The organism is Simplicispira sp. GW247-4R2A, assembly GCF_059424465.1.
Genome location: NZ_JBWKZM010000001.1, coordinates 90,530 through 105,310 on the forward strand (window position 1 = coordinate 90,530; position 14,781 = coordinate 105,310).

At 58.3% G+C, this 14,781-nt stretch carries 22 protein-coding genes and 1 tRNA gene; all 23 read left to right on the forward strand.

What is annotated here, in order from left to right:
• Positions 1-53: 53 nt before the first annotated feature.
• The 23 genes from AC07ZH_RS00425 (at position 54) to AC07ZH_RS00535 (ending at position 14,742) form a co-directional block, all read left to right on the forward strand.
• Positions 54-950, forward strand: a complete 897-nt coding sequence (locus AC07ZH_RS00425) for a carbohydrate ABC transporter permease (RefSeq protein ID WP_119109362.1) — start codon at positions 54-56, stop codon at positions 948-950.
• On the forward strand, positions 943-1,755 hold the full coding sequence (locus tag AC07ZH_RS00430; protein WP_495198091.1) for a carbohydrate ABC transporter permease: 813 nt from the start codon (positions 943-945) through the stop codon (positions 1,753-1,755). Before AC07ZH_RS00425 ends, AC07ZH_RS00430 begins: the two co-directional genes overlap by 8 nt.
• A 25-nt stretch (positions 1,756-1,780) precedes the next feature.
• Positions 1,781-2,089, forward strand: a complete 309-nt coding sequence (locus AC07ZH_RS00435) for a DUF2160 domain-containing protein (RefSeq protein WP_495198092.1) — start codon at positions 1,781-1,783, stop codon at positions 2,087-2,089.
• A 73-nt stretch (positions 2,090-2,162) separates the two neighbouring features.
• Positions 2,163-3,896 carry an ABC transporter substrate-binding protein gene (locus AC07ZH_RS00440; RefSeq protein WP_495198093.1) on the forward strand — a complete coding sequence of 578 codons (1,734 nt, stop codon included), beginning with the start codon at positions 2,163-2,165 and terminating at the stop codon, positions 3,894-3,896.
• Positions 3,897-4,046: 150 nt separating this feature from the next.
• Positions 4,047-5,639, forward strand: a complete 1,593-nt coding sequence (locus AC07ZH_RS00445; protein ID WP_495198094.1) for a glycerol-3-phosphate dehydrogenase/oxidase — start codon at positions 4,047-4,049, stop codon at positions 5,637-5,639.
• A 205-nt stretch (positions 5,640-5,844) separates the two neighbouring features.
• Positions 5,845-6,213 (forward strand): 50S ribosomal protein L14, encoded by a 369-nt coding sequence (gene rplN, locus AC07ZH_RS00450; protein WP_119109357.1) that lies wholly within the window; start codon positions 5,845-5,847, stop codon positions 6,211-6,213.
• A 9-nt stretch (positions 6,214-6,222) separates the two neighbouring features.
• On the forward strand, positions 6,223-6,543 hold the full coding sequence (rplX, locus tag AC07ZH_RS00455) for a 50S ribosomal protein L24 (protein WP_119109356.1): 321 nt from the start codon (positions 6,223-6,225) through the stop codon (positions 6,541-6,543).
• A 10-nt stretch (positions 6,544-6,553) separates the two neighbouring features.
• A complete protein-coding gene (gene rplE / locus AC07ZH_RS00460) occupies positions 6,554-7,093 on the forward strand; it encodes a 50S ribosomal protein L5 (protein WP_119109355.1) in 540 nt (179 codons plus the stop codon).
• A gap of 8 nt (positions 7,094-7,101) precedes the next feature.
• Positions 7,102-7,407 (forward strand): 30S ribosomal protein S14, encoded by a 306-nt coding sequence (gene rpsN, locus AC07ZH_RS00465; protein ID WP_495198095.1) that lies wholly within the window; start codon positions 7,102-7,104, stop codon positions 7,405-7,407.
• A 20-nt stretch (positions 7,408-7,427) separates the two neighbouring features.
• Entirely contained in the window at positions 7,428-7,823 is a 396-nt protein-coding gene (gene rpsH / locus AC07ZH_RS00470; RefSeq protein ID WP_119109353.1) for a 30S ribosomal protein S8, read from the forward strand.
• A 24-nt stretch (positions 7,824-7,847) separates the two neighbouring features.
• Positions 7,848-8,381: a 50S ribosomal protein L6 gene (gene rplF / locus AC07ZH_RS00475; RefSeq protein WP_119109352.1), complete on the forward strand. Its 534-nt coding sequence runs from the start codon at positions 7,848-7,850 to the stop codon at positions 8,379-8,381.
• A gap of 11 nt (positions 8,382-8,392) precedes the next feature.
• Complete coding sequence (gene rplR / locus AC07ZH_RS00480; RefSeq protein WP_119109351.1) at positions 8,393-8,758, forward strand: 50S ribosomal protein L18; 366 nt, start codon at positions 8,393-8,395, stop codon at positions 8,756-8,758.
• Positions 8,759-8,775: 17 nt separating this feature from the next.
• Complete coding sequence (gene rpsE / locus AC07ZH_RS00485) at positions 8,776-9,294, forward strand: 30S ribosomal protein S5 (RefSeq protein ID WP_495198096.1); 519 nt, start codon at positions 8,776-8,778, stop codon at positions 9,292-9,294.
• A 13-nt stretch (positions 9,295-9,307) separates the two neighbouring features.
• On the forward strand, positions 9,308-9,490 hold the full coding sequence (gene rpmD / locus AC07ZH_RS00490; protein WP_119109349.1) for a 50S ribosomal protein L30: 183 nt from the start codon (positions 9,308-9,310) through the stop codon (positions 9,488-9,490).
• 10 nt (positions 9,491-9,500) lie between these two features.
• Positions 9,501-9,932 (forward strand): 50S ribosomal protein L15, encoded by a 432-nt coding sequence (rplO, locus tag AC07ZH_RS00495; protein WP_495198097.1) that lies wholly within the window; start codon positions 9,501-9,503, stop codon positions 9,930-9,932.
• A gap of 23 nt (positions 9,933-9,955) precedes the next feature.
• Positions 9,956-11,275, forward strand: coding sequence for a preprotein translocase subunit SecY (gene secY / locus AC07ZH_RS00500; protein ID WP_119109347.1), 1,320 nt, complete (start codon positions 9,956-9,958; stop codon positions 11,273-11,275).
• Between the two features lie 143 nt (positions 11,276-11,418).
• A complete protein-coding gene (gene rpmJ / locus AC07ZH_RS00505; protein WP_005793651.1) occupies positions 11,419-11,532 on the forward strand; it encodes a 50S ribosomal protein L36 in 114 nt (37 codons plus the stop codon).
• 24 nt (positions 11,533-11,556) lie between these two features.
• Entirely contained in the window at positions 11,557-11,922 is a 366-nt protein-coding gene (gene rpsM, locus AC07ZH_RS00510) for a 30S ribosomal protein S13 (protein ID WP_119109346.1), read from the forward strand.
• A gap of 18 nt (positions 11,923-11,940) precedes the next feature.
• A complete protein-coding gene (gene rpsK / locus AC07ZH_RS00515; protein ID WP_119109345.1) occupies positions 11,941-12,345 on the forward strand; it encodes a 30S ribosomal protein S11 in 405 nt (134 codons plus the stop codon).
• Between the two features lie 92 nt (positions 12,346-12,437).
• On the forward strand, positions 12,438-13,061 hold the full coding sequence (gene rpsD, locus AC07ZH_RS00520) for a 30S ribosomal protein S4 (protein WP_119109344.1): 624 nt from the start codon (positions 12,438-12,440) through the stop codon (positions 13,059-13,061).
• Positions 13,062-13,167: 106 nt separating this feature from the next.
• Positions 13,168-14,160: a DNA-directed RNA polymerase subunit alpha gene (locus AC07ZH_RS00525; protein WP_119109343.1), complete on the forward strand. Its 993-nt coding sequence runs from the start codon at positions 13,168-13,170 to the stop codon at positions 14,158-14,160.
• A 90-nt stretch (positions 14,161-14,250) separates the two neighbouring features.
• Positions 14,251-14,646 carry a 50S ribosomal protein L17 gene (rplQ, locus tag AC07ZH_RS00530; protein WP_119109342.1) on the forward strand — a complete coding sequence of 132 codons (396 nt, stop codon included), beginning with the start codon at positions 14,251-14,253 and terminating at the stop codon, positions 14,644-14,646.
• 19 nt (positions 14,647-14,665) lie between these two features.
• Positions 14,666-14,742, forward strand: a tRNA-Met gene (locus AC07ZH_RS00535).
• Positions 14,743-14,781: the final 39 nt, after the last annotated feature.

The window sequence follows — 14,781 nt, forward strand, 5'->3', positions numbered from 1 at the left end:
TCGACCGCTTCAAGCGAAGCTCGCACCGCAGTGCGCAGCACGGAGGTTACACAATGAGTACGACCACCAAGCCGGTGAACCAGAAGGCCTGGTTCCTTATCCTGCCTGTGCTGATCTGTGTGGCCTTCTCGGCCATCATTCCGCTGATGACGGTGGTGAACTATTCGGTGCAGGACATCATTTCGCCCGATCGCCGTGTTTTTGTCGGAACCGATTGGTTTGCCTCGGTGATGCGCGACGAGGAGCTGCACGAAGCGCTGATTCGCCAACTGATGTTCTCGTTTGCGGTGCTGCTGGTGGAAATCCCCCTGGGCATCGCGCTGGCGCTCTCCATGCCGGCCAAGGGCTGGAAGTCGTCTGCCGTATTGGTGACGGTAGCGCTGTCCTTGCTGATTCCGTGGAACGTGGTGGGCACCATCTGGCAGATCTATGGACGCTCGGACATCGGCTTGCTGGGTGCGGGGTTGGATGCCTTGGGCATCAACTACAGCTACACCGGCAATGCCACCCAGGCCTGGCTCACGGTGCTGGCGATGGATGTCTGGCACTGGACGCCGCTGGTTGCCTTGCTGTGCTTTGCCGGGCTTCGCTCCATTCCCGACGCCTATTACCAGGCGGCCCGCATCGACGGGGCCAGCAAGTTTGCCGTGTTTCGCTACATCCAACTGCCCAAGATGCGCGGCGTGCTGATGATCGCCGTGCTGCTGCGCTTCATGGACAGCTTCATGATCTACACCGAGCCCTTCGTGCTGACCGGGGGTGGGCCGGGCAATGCCACCACCTTTCTTTCGCAATACCTCACGCAGAAGGCGGTAGGTCAGTTTGACCTCGGGCCGGCGGCAGCCTTCTCGCTGATCTATTTTTTCATCATCCTGCTGCTGTGTTTCGTCCTCTACAACTGGATGCAACGGGTCGGCACGAGCAGCGAGGAGGGCGTTGGCCATGAATGAAAACCGCTTTCACAAGCGCAGCATTTTTCTCGCGCTGTACCTGGTGTTCGCGCTGCTTCCCATTTATTGGATGGTGAGCATGAGCTTCAAGACGAACGAAGATATTTTGTCCAGCTTCTCGTTCTTCCCGCAGCATTTCACTTGGAGCAATTACCGCACCATTTTCACGGATCCGGCCTGGTATTCGGGGTACATCAACAGCCTGATCTATGTCGCCATCAACATGGTGATTTCGCTCACGGTTGCCTTGCCAGCTGCGTATGCGTTTTCGCGCTACCAGTTTCTTGGTGACAAGCACGTCTTTTTCTGGCTGCTCACCAATCGCATGACGCCGCCAGCCGTGTTCCTGTTGCCTTTCTTCCAGCTCTACACCACGGTCGGGCTGATGGACACCCATATCGCCGTGGCGCTGGCCCACCTGCTGTTCAACGTACCGCTGGCGGTGTGGATTCTGGAAGGTTTCATGAGCGGCATTCCCCGCGAGATTGACGAGACGGCTTATATCGACGGATACAGCTTTCCACGCTTCTTCCTCACGATCTTTCTGCCGCTTATCAAGTCCGGCGTGGGCGTGGCGGCGTTCTTCTGCTTCATGTTCAGTTGGGTCGAACTGCTCTTGGCGCGCACGCTGACCAGCGTCAATGCCAAGCCCATCGTGGCCATCATGACGCGCACGGTGTCTGCTTCGGGCATGGATTGGGCGACCTTGGCTGCTGCGGGGGTGTTGACCATCGTGCCAGGCGCCATCGTCATCTGGTTCGTGCGGCACTACATCGCCAAGGGTTTTGCAATGGGGCGCGTCTGACGCCCAAGGAATAAAGGAGACAGCGATGTTTCAGTGGATGGCCTGGACCACGCCGGTGGCGGTATTTTTTGTCTGCATCGCGCTGATGCTGGCGGGTATGACGGTGTGGGAGATCAAGTCGCCCACCGTGCTGCGCAAAGGTTTTTTGCCGATCGCCACCACGCGAGGCGATCGCCTGTTCATTGGCTTGCTTACCGCAGCCTACGTCAACCTGTTCTGGGTGGGCCTGGGCGAAAAAATGGCGCAGTGGTTCTCGCTGGAAGCCGAACCTTCGGTGTGGATCAGCCTGGTGCTGTCCATGGCCCTGCTCGTGTTCATCATGCGCAAAGGCTGAGATTCCTGGAGCCCAGTTGGTACCCCCGTGGCCGGGCTCTTTTCGCAAAGGGGGATACATGAGGAGACATGCAATGAAGGTGCAATTGAAAGCAGTGGCGTTTGCTGCTGCGGCGCTGGCCATGGGACACGCGGTCTGGGCTGGCGAGGCCGAAGCCAAAAAGTGGATAGACACCGAGTTTCAGCCCTCTACGCTGAGCAAGGACCAGCAGCTCAAGGAAATGAAGTGGTTCATTGATGCGGCCGCCAAGCTCAAGGCCAAGGGAGTGAACGAGATCAGCACGGTCTCGGAGACTCTGACCGTGCACGAATATGAGAGCAAGACCCTGGCCAAGGCCTTCGAGGAGATCACGGGCATCAAGGTGAAGCACGACATCATCCAGGAAGGTGACGTGGTGGAGAAATTGCAAACCTCCATGCAGTCGGGCAAGTCCATCTATGACGGCTGGATCAGCGACTCCGACCTGATCGGCACCCACTACCGTTATGGCACCGCGATGAGCCTGACCGACCAGATGGCCGGGCCGTGGAAAGACTTGACCGATCCCTATCTGGACATCAAGGATTTCATTGGCACCAGCTTTACCACGGCGCCCGACGGCAAGCTGTACCAACTGCCTGACCAGCAGTTCGCCAATCTGTACTGGTTCCGTGCCGATCTGTTTGCGCGCAAGGATCTGAAGGACAAATTCAAGGCCAAATACGGATACGACCTGGGCGTGCCAGTGAACTGGAGCGCCTACGAGGACATCGCTGACTTCTTTACCAATGATGTCAAGACCATCGATGGCAAGCCCATTTATGGACACATGGACTATGGCAAGAAAGACCCCTCGCTGGGCTGGCGTTTCACCGACGCGTGGTTGTCCATGGCCGGAGAAGCCGACAAGGGAATTCCCAACGGCATGCCGATTGACGAATGGGGCATTCGCGTGGCTGCTGACAAGTGCACACCGGTGGGGGCCGAAGTTGCTCGTGGTGGCGCCACCAACTCCCCGGCTGCGGTGTACGCCCTGACCAAGTACATCGACTGGCTGAAGAAGTACGCACCGCCCGAGGCCACCGGCATGACCTTCGGCGAGGCGGGACCTGTGCCTGCCCAAGGCCAAATCGCGCAGCAAGTCTTCTGGTACACGGCATTTACCGCCGACATGACCAAAGCCGGCCTGCCGGTGGTCAACGCCGATGGTTCGCCCAAATGGCGCATGGCCCCCGGCCCGCACGGCCCGTACTGGAAAGATGGCATGCAGAATGGGTACCAGGACGTAGGCTCCTGGACCTTTCTGAAGTCTGCGAACCCAGACCGCGCCGCCGCCGCGTGGCTGTATGCGCAGTTCGTGACCAGCAAGACCGTATCGCTGAAGAAATCCATCACCGGCTTGACCTTCATCCGCGACAGCGATATCCGCAGCGAATACTTCACCAAGAACGCCAATAGGTACGGTGGCTTGATCGAGTTTTATCGCAGCCCGGCCCGCGTGGCATGGACCCCCACTGGCACGAACGTGCCCGACTACCCCAAGTTGGCCCAATTGTGGTGGAAGAACGTGGCCGTGGCGGTAACGGGTGAGAAGACGCCGCAGCAGGCAATGGACAACCTGGCCAAGGAGATGGACGACGTGATGGCGCGGCTGCAACGGGCGGGCATGGCCCACTGCGCGCCCAAGCTCAACCCCAAGAGCGATCCGGCCAAGTGGCTCAGCGACGAGCATGCACCCTGGAAGAAGCTGGCCAACGAGAAGCCCAAGGGTGAAACCGTTGACTACGACAAGCTCCTGCAAGCCTGGAAGGATGGCAAGGTGCGTTGAGCGCTGCGTCCTGATAGCTTCCTGAGCCGCCGCATACCCTGTGGTGTGTGGCGGCGGGATCGTAAGTCCGTGGACTGCTGGCAGAAAACGTGGTGCCGCAGCACAATGGACTAGGGTTAACCCTTATTCATCCTTCTACCTGCGGCTCTCATGGCTTCCCATTCTTCGCCCTTGCCTACCCTTCGCGCTGAATTGCTGGAGCGTCTGGCCGGCGCTGCAACCTACGATCTTGTGGTTATCGGCGGCGGCGCTACCGGCTTGGGGGTGGCACTGGACGCTGCCACGCGGGGGTTTCGGATTGCGCTGATCGAGAGATTGGACTTTGCCAAAGGCACTTCATCACGCGCCACCAAACTGGTCCATGGTGGTGTGCGCTATTTGGCTCAGGGCAATATCGCCTTGGTACGGGAGGCTTTGCATGAACGCACCACCTTGCTTCACAACGCACCGCACCTTGCGCAACCTCTGCCGTTCGTCATGCCTTCCTACAAGTGTTGGGAGACGCCGTTTTACGGTGTGGGCCTGAAGATGTACGACGCCCTGGCCGGCAAGGCGGGGCTGGGGCCCACCGAATTTCTTGGCCGGACACGCACGCTTGAGTGCCTGCCAACCGTGCGGCGGCAGGGGCTTAAGGGCAGTGTGAAATACTGGGATGGCCAGTTTGACGATGCGCGGCTGGCGCTGGCGTTGGCGCGTACGGCGGCCCGCACCGGGGCCTTGGTTGCCAACTATGTGGAAGCAACGGACCTCGTGAACGAGGGTGGAAAAATCTCCGGTGTGGTGTGCCGAGATGCTGAATCGGGCCATACGTTCACGCTGCGCACGCGCTGCGTGGTGAATGCCACAGGCGTTTGGGTCGATGCCTTGCGCGAGAAAGATGCCCAAGCGACAGGACGGGCGGTGTCGCCGCTGGTGGCGCCAAGCCAAGGCGTGCATCTGGTTGTAGACCGGGATTTCCTCGCGTCTGATCATGCGCTGATGGTGCCCAAGACGGCCGACGGCCGCGTGCTTTTCGCTGTTCCCTGGCTGGGCAAGGTCATCCTCGGAACCACAGACACCCCGCGGCACGACCTTGACCGCGAGCCCACGCCCTTCGCGGAGGAGGTGTCTTTTATCCTCAGTGAATCCGCGCGATATCTGCGCCGCGCACCCCAGGCAAGCGATGTCCGCAGTGTCTGGGTGGGTCTGCGGCCCCTGGTCAAACCGCAGGACGAAAATGGCGATAACACCAAGAGCCTCAGCCGGGAGCACACCGTGCTCGCCAGCCGCAGCGGTTTGGTGACGGTTACCGGTGGCAAATGGACCACGTACCGCGCAATGGCCGAAGATGTGTTGCAAAAATGCTTCAACTCCGAACTGCTGGACGCTCGAAAAGGGGGCGCCACGAACGATTTTCCACTGGTTGGCGCAGAAGCCGGGTACGCACGGCATCGGCTGTGCGAAGCCCCAGGTTGGCACAGTTACGGCAGTGAGGCTGCCTTCATACGCCAGCTGCCTGGCGCTGGCGTGGTTCTTGGCATGAATCTGACAGAAGCGATGGTGCGCTTTGCTGTGCGCAACGAGTATGCACGCACGGTGGAGGATGTGTTGGCCCGCCGCTGGCGTGCTCTGTTTCTCGACGCCCGCCAAGCCAGTGAAATGGCTGAGCGTGTGGCTGGGATCGTCCATGAGGAAACCGGCCTGGACCCCCAGCTGGCGCCCTTTCGGGAGCTTGCGTCACAATACGCCAGCCTGCCCCACTAAGAAAAATCGCGCTGCGCTACTTGACGGGCGAAGAATTTTTAGTGAAAATAGCAGGCTTCGCTAAGAAATTAGCGAAATCTCTGCCCAGCGGAAGCGCTGCAAATGGTTTGTAGCGTGGACGGCGGGCCCAAGACTGACTGGCAGGCAATTGCTTTCGAGGTGTTCTCGGAGCGGTAGTCTTCTGGTGCAAGTTGGGAATATTGAAATGATCCAGACTGAAACTCGGTTAGACGTTGCCGACAATACCGGCGCGAAATCCGTCTTGTGCATCAAGGTGCTGGGCGGATCCAGGCGTCGTTACGCCAGCGTGGGCGACATCATCAAGGTGGCTGTCAAAGAGGCGGCTCCTCGTGGGCGCGTCAAAAAAGGCGAAATTTACAGTGCCGTGGTGGTTCGTACTGCCAAGGGTATTCGTCGCGGTGACGGCTCGCTGGTCAAATTCGATGGCAACGCTGCGGTGTTGCTCAATGCAAAGCTGGAGCCGATCGGCACCCGCATCTTCGGCCCGGTCACGCGTGAATTGCGCACCGAGCGTTTCATGAAGATCGTGTCCCTGGCTCCTGAAGTTCTCTAAGGACACGCGATGAACAAGATTCGCAAGGGCGACGAAATCGTCGTGCTCACGGGGCGCGATAAGGGAAAGCGCGGCACGGTCGCGCTGCGCGCGGACGACTCCCATTTGGTGGTCGAAGGCGTCAATCTGGTCAAGAAGCATGTCAAGCCCAACCCTATGAAGGGTTCTACGGGTGGCATCGTTGAAAAGGCCATGCCCATTCACCAGTCCAATGTCGCCATTTTTAATGCTGCGACGGGCAAGGGTGATCGCGTAGGTATCAAGCTGCAGGCAGATGGCACGCGTGTTCGCGTGTTCAAGTCGAGCGGTGCCGAAATCAAGACGGCCTGAGGAAATAGAAATGGCACGACTTCAAGAACACTACCGCGACAAAGTGGCGCCCGAACTGATGAAGCAGTTTGGCTACACCTCGCCCATGCAGGTTCCGCGTCTGACCAAGATCACGCTCAATATGGGTGTGAGTGAGGCGGTTGCTGATAAAAAAGTGATGGACAGCGCTGTTGCGGATCTGACCAAGATTGCTGGGCAAAAGCCTGTCGTCACCAAGGCCAGGAAGGCCATCGCTGGCTTCAAGATCCGCGAAGGTCAGGCGATTGGCTGCATGGTCACGCTGCGCGGCGTCAAGATGTACGAGTTTCTCGACCGTTTCGTGACGGTGGCGCTGCCCCGCGTGCGCGACTTCCGGGGTATTTCCGGCCGTGCTTTCGACGGCCGTGGCAACTACAACGTCGGCGTGAAAGAGCAGATTATTTTCCCTGAAATCGAGTACGACAAGGTCGATGCCTTGCGCGGTCTCAATATCAGCATTACTACCACGGCGCAGACCGATGAAGAGTGCAAGGCGCTCCTCACTGGTTTCCGTTTTCCGTTCAAGAACTGAGGCAGCGTATGGCAAAAGTAGCTTTGATCCAGCGCGAACTCAAGCGCGAAAAACTTGCTGCGAAATACGCAGCGAAATATGCAGAACTGAAGGCGGCGGCTTCGAACATGAAGTCGACCGACGGAGAGCGCGAAGCAGCGCGTCTGGGCTTGCAAAAGCTTCCGCGCAATGCCAACCCCACGCGCCAGCGTAACCGCTGCACGATCACTGGTCGTCCGCGTGGAACGTTCCGTCAATTCGGTCTGGCCCGTGCCAAGATCCGTGAACTGGCTTTTGCAGGCGACATCCCCGGTGTCACCAAGGCCAGCTGGTAAGCCGGCAGGAGAGATACAACATGAGCATGAGTGATCCCATTGCTGACCTGCTGACCCGCATCCGCAATGCGCAGATGGTCTCCAAAGCCAGCGTCGCCGTCCCATCTTCCAAAGTGAAGGTGGCCATTGCCCAAGTCCTGAAGGACGAGGGTTACATCGACGGTTTTGAAGTCAAGACCGAAGATGGCAAGTCACAAATTGAAATTACCCTGAAGTACTACGCAGGTCGCCCGGTGATTGAGCGCATTGAGCGCGTCAGTCGCCCTGGTTTGCGCATTTACAAGGGATGTGATGCCATTCCGCAGGTCATGAACGGCCTCGGCGTAGCCATTGTTACCACGCCTAAGGGTGTGATGACGGATCGTAAAGCGCGCGCTACCGGTGTCGGTGGTGAAGTGCTTTGCTATGTGGCTTAAGCCGTGACATTGAGGAGAAACTGAATGTCCCGAGTAGGAAAAATGCCGGTCACCATCCCCGCTGGCGTGGATGTGTCGATCACGAACGGCCTGATCAATGTGAAGGGGTCAGGCGGCTCCTTGTCGTTGGCGCAGAACGCGCTGGTTACGGTTGGTAGCCAAGACGGCAAGCTGAGCTTCGCGCCTGCGAACGAGAGCCGCGAAGCCAATGCCATGAGTGGCACCTTGCGCCAGTTGGTGAACAACATGGTCGTTGGTGTCAGTGCTGGCTTTGAAAAGAAGCTCAGTCTGGTGGGGGTGGGATACAAGGCGCAGGCGACGGGTTCCAAGCTGAATCTGTCGGTGGGTTACTCCCATCCTGTCAACAAGGAGATGCCGGAAGGCATCACCGTGGCGACCCCGACTCCGACAGAGGTCGTGATCAAGGGTGCCGACCGTCAGCGCGTAGGGCAGATTGCCGCCGAGATTCGTGCGATTCGTCCCCCCGAGCCCTACAAGGGCAAGGGTATTCGCTACGTGGGCGAGCGCATTGTGATCAAAGAAACCAAGAAGAAGTAAGGAGCTGCACCATGTTGACCAAAAAAGAGCAGCGACTTCGCCGAGCCCGTCAGACGCGGATCCGCATTGCCCAGCAAGGCGTGGCGCGACTCACGGTGAATCGCACGAATCTTCACATCTACGCAGCAGTCATTTCGAGCGATGGTGGCAAGGTGCTTGCGAGCGCTTCCACTGTCGAGCCAGAAGTCCGCACCGCGCTGGGTGCCTCCGGCAAGGGAGGCAATGCCGCCGCAGCCGAGGTCATTGGCAAGCGCATTGCGGAGCGCGCCAAGGCTGCTGGCGTCGAGAAGGTGGCATTTGATCGCGCAGGTTTTGCGTACCATGGCCGCGTCAAGGCGCTTGCCGATGCTGCCCGCGAAGCGGGTCTGCAGTTCTAAGCGGAACGGATAAAAAAATGGCTAAATTTCAACCCAGAGTGCAAGACGACAGTCGCGACGACGGAATGCGCGAGAAGATGATCGCGGTCAATCGCGTCACCAAGGTCGTGAAGGGTGGGCGGATTCTTGGTTTCGCCGCACTGACCGTGGTAGGCGATGGCGACGGTCGCGTCGGCATGGGCAAGGGCAAGTCGAAGGAAGTGCCGGCTGCCGTGCAAAAAGCGATGGAAGAGGCGCGTCGCAACATGGTCAAGGTGTCGCTGAAGAACGGCACCATCCACCACCAGGTCACTGGCCACCACGGTGCAGCCCACGTGATGATGGCTCCTGCTCCCAAGGGAACCGGCATCATTGCTGGCGGCCCGATGCGTGCCGTATTCGAAGTGATGGGCATGACCGACATCGTGGCCAAGAGCCATGGTTCATCTAACCCTTACAACATGGTTCGCGCCACGTTTGATGCGCTGACCAATTCCACCACGCCTTCGGAAATTGCTTCCAAGCGCGGTAAGTCGGTCGAAGACCTCTTCGTCTGACAGGAGCGCACACATGTCTACGCAACAAACCGTGAAGATCCAGCTGGTTCGCAGCCCGATTGGAACCCAGCAGTCGCACCGCGCTACCGTGCGCGGCCTCGGCCTGCGCAAGCTCAACAGTGTCAGCGAACTCCAGGACAGTCCTGAAGTGCGCGGCATGATCAACAAGATCAGTTACCTGGTCAAAGTCCTCTGAGAGGTTCGAGATGGAACTCAATAGCATTAAGCCGGCCGCTGGCGCCAAGCACGCGAAGCGTCGCGTCGGTCGCGGCATTGGCTCCGGGCTGGGAAAAACAGCAGGACGCGGCCACAAAGGTCAAAAATCGCGTTCCGGTGGTTACCACAAGGTAGGTTTCGAAGGCGGTCAAATGCCTTTGCAACGTCGCCTTCCCAAGCGCGGTTTCAAGTCGCAAACGCTCAAGTACAACGCCGAAGTGACATTGGCTGCCTTGGCGCAGCTGGGTCTGGCGGAAGTGGATATGTTGGCGTTGAAGCAAGCAGGTTTGGTCAGCCAGATGGCCAAGGTCGTGAAGATCGTCAAGAGTGGTGAACTTGCTACGGCTGTCAAGTTGACGGGTATTGGCGCCACTGCGGGCGCGCGCGCTGCGATTGAAGCTGCAGGCGGCAGTCTCGCCTGAACAAACGGTGACGAAAGGCTTCCGTGGCAACTAACGCAGCTCAAATAGCCAAAACCGGCAAATTCGGCGACCTGCGCCGCAGGTTGGTGTTTCTGCTGCTTGCGTTGGTCGTCTACCGCGTCGGCGCGCATATCCCAGTTCCGGGCATCGATCCTACGCAGCTCAAACAATTGTTCAGTGGCCAGCAGGGCGGTATTCTCAATTTGTTCAATATGTTCTCGGGCGGCGCGCTGTCCCGGTTCACGGTGTTCGCTTTGGGAATCATGCCGTACATCTCGGCGTCGATCATCATGCAGCTCATGAGCTATGCGGTGCCGGCGTTTGAGCAGTTGAAGAAGGAAGGGGCGGCCGGTCAGCGCAAGATTACGCAGTACACGCGGTATGGCACGCTGGGTCTGGCGCTTTTTCAGTCCCTGGGTATTGCAGTTGCACTCGAGAGTTCGGCTGGCTTGGTTCTGACGCCTGGTTTCGGTTTTCGCATGACTGCGGTCGTGAGTCTGACGGCAGGCACCATGTTCCTGATGTGGTTGGGCGAGCAAATCACCGAACGCGGCCTGGGCAATGGAATTTCCATCCTGATTTTCGCTGGTATTGCAGCAGGACTTCCCAACGCTGTTGGTGGTCTTTTGGAGCTGGTACGAACCGGGTCCATGAGCATCATCGCGGCATTGTTCATTGTTCTGGTTGTTTGCTTGGTGACCTATTTTGTCGTGTTCGTTGAACGTGGTCAGCGCAAGATACTTGTGAATTACGCGCGGCGACAGGTCGGCAACAAGGTGTATGGCGGTCAATCGTCTCACCTGCCGCTGAAGCTCAATATGTCTGGCGTGATCCCGCCTATCTTCGCGTCTTCGATCATTTTGTTGCCGGCAACGGTGGTGAACTGGTTCAGCGCGGGTGATTCCATGCGCTGGCTGAAAGATATTTCGGGCGCTTTGACACCGGGGCAGCCGATCTATGTGTTGCTCTATGCGACGGCCATTGTGTTTTTCTGCTTTTTCTACACCGCGCTGGTATTTAACAGCCGAGAGACTGCGGACAACCTCAAGAAGAGTGGCGCGTTTATTCCTGGTATTCGGCCGGGCGACCAGACAGCGCGGTACATTGATAAAATCCTTGTCCGTTTGACGCTTGCTGGGGCTATCTACATCACGTTGGTGTGTCTGCTGCCTGAATTCATGATCCTGAAGTACAACGTGCCGTTTTATTTTGGTGGCACCTCTTTGATGATCATCGTGGTGGTCACGATGGATTTCATGGCACAAGTGCAGAACTATCTGATGTCCCAGCAATATGAATCGCTATTGAAGAAGGCTAATTTCAAAGGCGGGGCCGGGGCTTGACGAAGGCTTGCTGCAAGTCCACGGAGGCGCAGCACTATTAGATGAAGCCTTCGGGTTTCGCATTAACGCAGTGCGCCATGGCGCACGCAAACACGGTGTTTATGGCATAGGCCGCACACCACGACTGGTTTTAGGAGAATGAAATGAGAGTTTCGGCTTCGGTCAAGAAAATTTGCCGCAACTGCAAGATCATCCGCCGCAAGGGTGTGGTGCGCGTGATCTGCACGGACCTGCGTCACAAGCAGCGCCAGGGTTGAACAGGAAAGTATTAGAGGACGCACATGGCACGTATCGCTGGCATCAACATTCCGCCGCATCAGCACGCAGAGATTGGCTTGACGGCCATCTATGGCATTGGTCGCACCCGCGCACGCAAGATCTGTGAAGCTTGCGAAATCGCTTACTCCAAGAAGATCAAGGATCTTACGGACGGCGATCTCGAAAAGATTCGCGACCAGATCGCGCAGTTCACCATCGAAGGTGACCTGCGTCGCGAAACCACGATGAACATCAAGCGCTTGATGGACATCGGCTGCTACCGAGGCTTCCGCCATCGCCGCGGTTTGCCGGTGCGCGGTCAGCGCACACGCACCAATGCCCGCACCCGCAAGGGTCCGCGCAAGGGCGCCGCGGCCCTGAAGAAATAAAGAGATTGAAAGAACCATATGGCTAAGTCTCCCGCCAATAACGCCGCACAGCGTGTCCGTAAGAAGGTTCGCAAGAACGTCTCCGACGGTATCGCCCACGTGCATGCCTCGTTCAACAACACCATCATCACGATCACCGATCGCCAGGGTAACGCCTTGTCGTGGGCTTCGTCGGGTGGCCAAGGCTTCAAGGGTTCGCGCAAGTCCACGCCGTTTGCGGCACAGGTCGCATCCGAGACGGCCGGGCGCGCTGCCATCGAGCAAGGCATCAAAAACCTGGATGTCGAGATCAAGGGCCCAGGGCCAGGTCGCGAGTCCTCGGTGCGTGCCCTGGGTGCGCTCGGTATCCGTATCACCTCAATTTCTGATGTGACACCGGTTCCCCACAACGGCTGCCGTCCACAAAAGCGTCGCCGTATTTAAATTACTCCAAGCCCACCGCCGCCTGCGCCCGTATCCACGCCGCAGGCGGCTCCCGCAATGGTTTGCGGTAGAGACATCAGAAGGATATTCAAGTGGCACGTTACCTCGGCCCCAAGGCCAAACTCTCCCGCCGTGAAGGCACCGATCTGTTTCTTAAGAGCGCACGCCGCTCGATCGCGGACAAGTCCAAGTTTGATTCCAAGCCCGGCCAGCACGGTCGCACTTCGGGTCAGCGCACCTCCGACTATGGCCTGCAACTGCGTGAGAAGCAAAAGGTCAAGCGCATGTACGGCATTTTGGAGAAGCAATTCCGCCGTTACTTCGAAGCCGCGGAGCGCAAAAAGGGCAATACGGGCGCCAACCTGCTGTCGTTGCTGGAATGCCGGCTCGACAACGTCGTATACCGTATGGGTTTTGGCTCGACGCGCGCTGAAGCACGCCAGATGGTGTCGCACAAGGCGATCACGGTGAACGGCCAGTCGGTGAACATTCCTTCCTACTTGGTCAAGGTGGGCGATGTGGTTGCCGTGCGCGAGAAATCGAAGAAGCAAAACCGGATCGTCGAAGCCCTGCAACTGGCTGCGCAGGTCGGTATGCCCGCCTGGGTGGATGTCAATGCCGACAAGGCCGAAGGCGTGTTCAAGAAAGTGCCCGATCGAGACGAGTTCGGCGCCGACATCAATGAATCGCTGATCGTCGAGTTGTACTCGCGCTAAGCCAGCAAATCTGAATTTATCGTTCCTGCTCAGCGAGGCATCGCTGGGTGGGCGCTTCACCAGCCTTACCGGTGTAACGAGCTGGGGGTATTGAGAGGAAGTCTGCATGCAAACGAATTTGCTGAAGCCAAAAACCATCAACGTCGATCAGGTTGGTCACAACCGTGCCAAAGTAACGCTCGAACCTTTCGAGCGTGGCTATGGTCACACGCTCGGCAATGCGCTGCGTCGAGTTCTGTTGTCTTCCATGGTTGGTTATGCCGTGACGGAAGTCACCATCGCTGGCGTGCTGCACGAGTATTCGTCCGTGGATGGCGTCCAGGAAGATGTCGTCAACATTCTGCTGAACCTCAAAGGTGTGGTGTTCAAGCTGCACAACCGTGACGAGGTCACGCTGAGCCTGCGCAAGGACGCCGAAGGCGTGGTCACCGCCAGCGACATTCAGACGCCGCATGACGTGGAAATCGTCAACCCTGATCATGTGATTGCGAACTTGTCGCAAGGCGGCAAGCTTGACATGCAGATCAAGGTTGAAAAGGGTCGCGGCTACGTGCCGGGCAATCAGCGCCGCTACGGCGATGAGGCGACCAAGTCCATTGGCCGTATCGTGTTGGATGCTTCGTTCTCGCCGATCAAGCGCGTCAGCTACACGGTCGAGAGCGCGCGCGTGGAGCAGCGCACCGACCTCGATAAGCTGGTCGTCGAAATTGAAACCAACGGTGCGGTCACGGCAGAAGATGCGGTTCGGGCTTCGGCGCGCATCCTGGTGGAGCAGCTCGCGGTATTCGCTCAGCTCGATGGTGGCGAGATGGATGCCATCAATGCGCCTTCTGGAGCACGCAGCAACGCAAGTTTCGATCCGATTTTGCTGCGCCCGGTGGACGAGCTCGAACTGACCGTGCGTTCTGCCAACTGTCTGAAGGCAGAGAACATTTACTACATCGGTGATCTGATCCAGCGCACCGAGAACGAGCTGCTCAAGACCCCCAACCTGGGTCGCAAGTCGCTCAACGAAATCAAGGAAGTGCTTGCCTCGCGTGGGCTCACCTTGGGAATGAAGCTTGAAAACTGGCCGCCTGCCGGTCTGGACAAGCGCTAAAGCTATAATTTCGCGCCCTCACAGAAAGGGCCGTGCCCGGGCAGTACCTGATACGGCTGCCCGTTTTAACTACATTTAAGGATAAGCACCATGCGCCACGGACTCGGCCTTCGCAAACTCAACCGCACCAGCTCGCACCGCCTCGCGATGCTGCGCAACATGATGAACTCGCTCATCGAGCACGAGGCCATCAAGACCACGCTGCCCAAGTCGAAAGAACTGCGCCGCGTCATTGAGCCCATGATCACCTTGGCCAAGGTGGATACTTTGGCGAACCGCCGCCTGGCGTTTGACCGCCTGCGCGACCGCGACAGCGTCACCAAGCTGTTCACGGTGCTGGGCCCGCGTTTCAACGCGCGCCCCGGCGGCTACACGCGTATCCTGAAAATGGGTTACCGCGTCGGCGACAACGCCCCCATGGCGTTCGTCGAATTGGTCGAGCGCAGCGAAGAATCTTCTGCTGCACCGGCAGAAGCCGCTAAATAAGCTATAATTTACCTCTTACCGCGCGATGGAGCAGTCTGGTAGCTCGTTGGGCTCATAACCCAAAGGTCGGAGGTTCAAATCCTTCTCGCGCAACCAATCAGCAAACGCCCACTTCTGTGGGCGTTTTGCATTTCT

What these genes read in the sequence shown, in the direction of transcription:
- rpsH (WP_119109353.1), top strand. Translation starts at nt 7,428, where the DNA reads ATGAGCATGAGTGATCCCATTGCTGACCTGCTGACCCGCATCCGCAAT.
- rpmJ (WP_005793651.1), top strand. Translation starts at nt 11,419, where the DNA reads ATGAGAGTTTCGGCTTCGGTCAAGAAAATTTGCCGCAACTGCAAGATC.
- rplR (WP_119109351.1), top strand. Translation starts at nt 8,393, where the DNA reads ATGTTGACCAAAAAAGAGCAGCGACTTCGCCGAGCCCGTCAGACGCGG.
- AC07ZH_RS00425 (WP_119109362.1), top strand. Translation starts at nt 54, where the DNA reads ATGAGTACGACCACCAAGCCGGTGAACCAGAAGGCCTGGTTCCTTATC.
- AC07ZH_RS00435 (WP_495198092.1), top strand. Translation starts at nt 1,781, where the DNA reads ATGTTTCAGTGGATGGCCTGGACCACGCCGGTGGCGGTATTTTTTGTC.
- rpsK (WP_119109345.1), top strand. Translation starts at nt 11,941, where the DNA reads ATGGCTAAGTCTCCCGCCAATAACGCCGCACAGCGTGTCCGTAAGAAG.
- rpsM (WP_119109346.1), top strand. Translation starts at nt 11,557, where the DNA reads ATGGCACGTATCGCTGGCATCAACATTCCGCCGCATCAGCACGCAGAG.
- rplE (WP_119109355.1), top strand. Translation starts at nt 6,554, where the DNA reads ATGGCACGACTTCAAGAACACTACCGCGACAAAGTGGCGCCCGAACTG.
- AC07ZH_RS00430 (WP_495198091.1), top strand. Translation starts at nt 943, where the DNA reads ATGAATGAAAACCGCTTTCACAAGCGCAGCATTTTTCTCGCGCTGTAC.
- rpsN (WP_495198095.1), top strand. Translation starts at nt 7,102, where the DNA reads ATGGCAAAAGTAGCTTTGATCCAGCGCGAACTCAAGCGCGAAAAACTT.
- rplF (WP_119109352.1), top strand. Translation starts at nt 7,848, where the DNA reads ATGTCCCGAGTAGGAAAAATGCCGGTCACCATCCCCGCTGGCGTGGAT.
- rplO (WP_495198097.1), top strand. Translation starts at nt 9,501, where the DNA reads ATGGAACTCAATAGCATTAAGCCGGCCGCTGGCGCCAAGCACGCGAAG.
- AC07ZH_RS00445 (WP_495198094.1), top strand. Translation starts at nt 4,047, where the DNA reads ATGGCTTCCCATTCTTCGCCCTTGCCTACCCTTCGCGCTGAATTGCTG.
- rplN (WP_119109357.1), top strand. Translation starts at nt 5,845, where the DNA reads ATGATCCAGACTGAAACTCGGTTAGACGTTGCCGACAATACCGGCGCG.
- rpsE (WP_495198096.1), top strand. Translation starts at nt 8,776, where the DNA reads ATGGCTAAATTTCAACCCAGAGTGCAAGACGACAGTCGCGACGACGGA.
- rplQ (WP_119109342.1), top strand. Translation starts at nt 14,251, where the DNA reads ATGCGCCACGGACTCGGCCTTCGCAAACTCAACCGCACCAGCTCGCAC.
- AC07ZH_RS00525 (WP_119109343.1), top strand. Translation starts at nt 13,168, where the DNA reads ATGCAAACGAATTTGCTGAAGCCAAAAACCATCAACGTCGATCAGGTT.
- rpmD (WP_119109349.1), top strand. Translation starts at nt 9,308, where the DNA reads ATGTCTACGCAACAAACCGTGAAGATCCAGCTGGTTCGCAGCCCGATT.
- rplX (WP_119109356.1), top strand. Translation starts at nt 6,223, where the DNA reads ATGAACAAGATTCGCAAGGGCGACGAAATCGTCGTGCTCACGGGGCGC.
- AC07ZH_RS00440 (WP_495198093.1), top strand. Translation starts at nt 2,163, where the DNA reads ATGAAGGTGCAATTGAAAGCAGTGGCGTTTGCTGCTGCGGCGCTGGCC.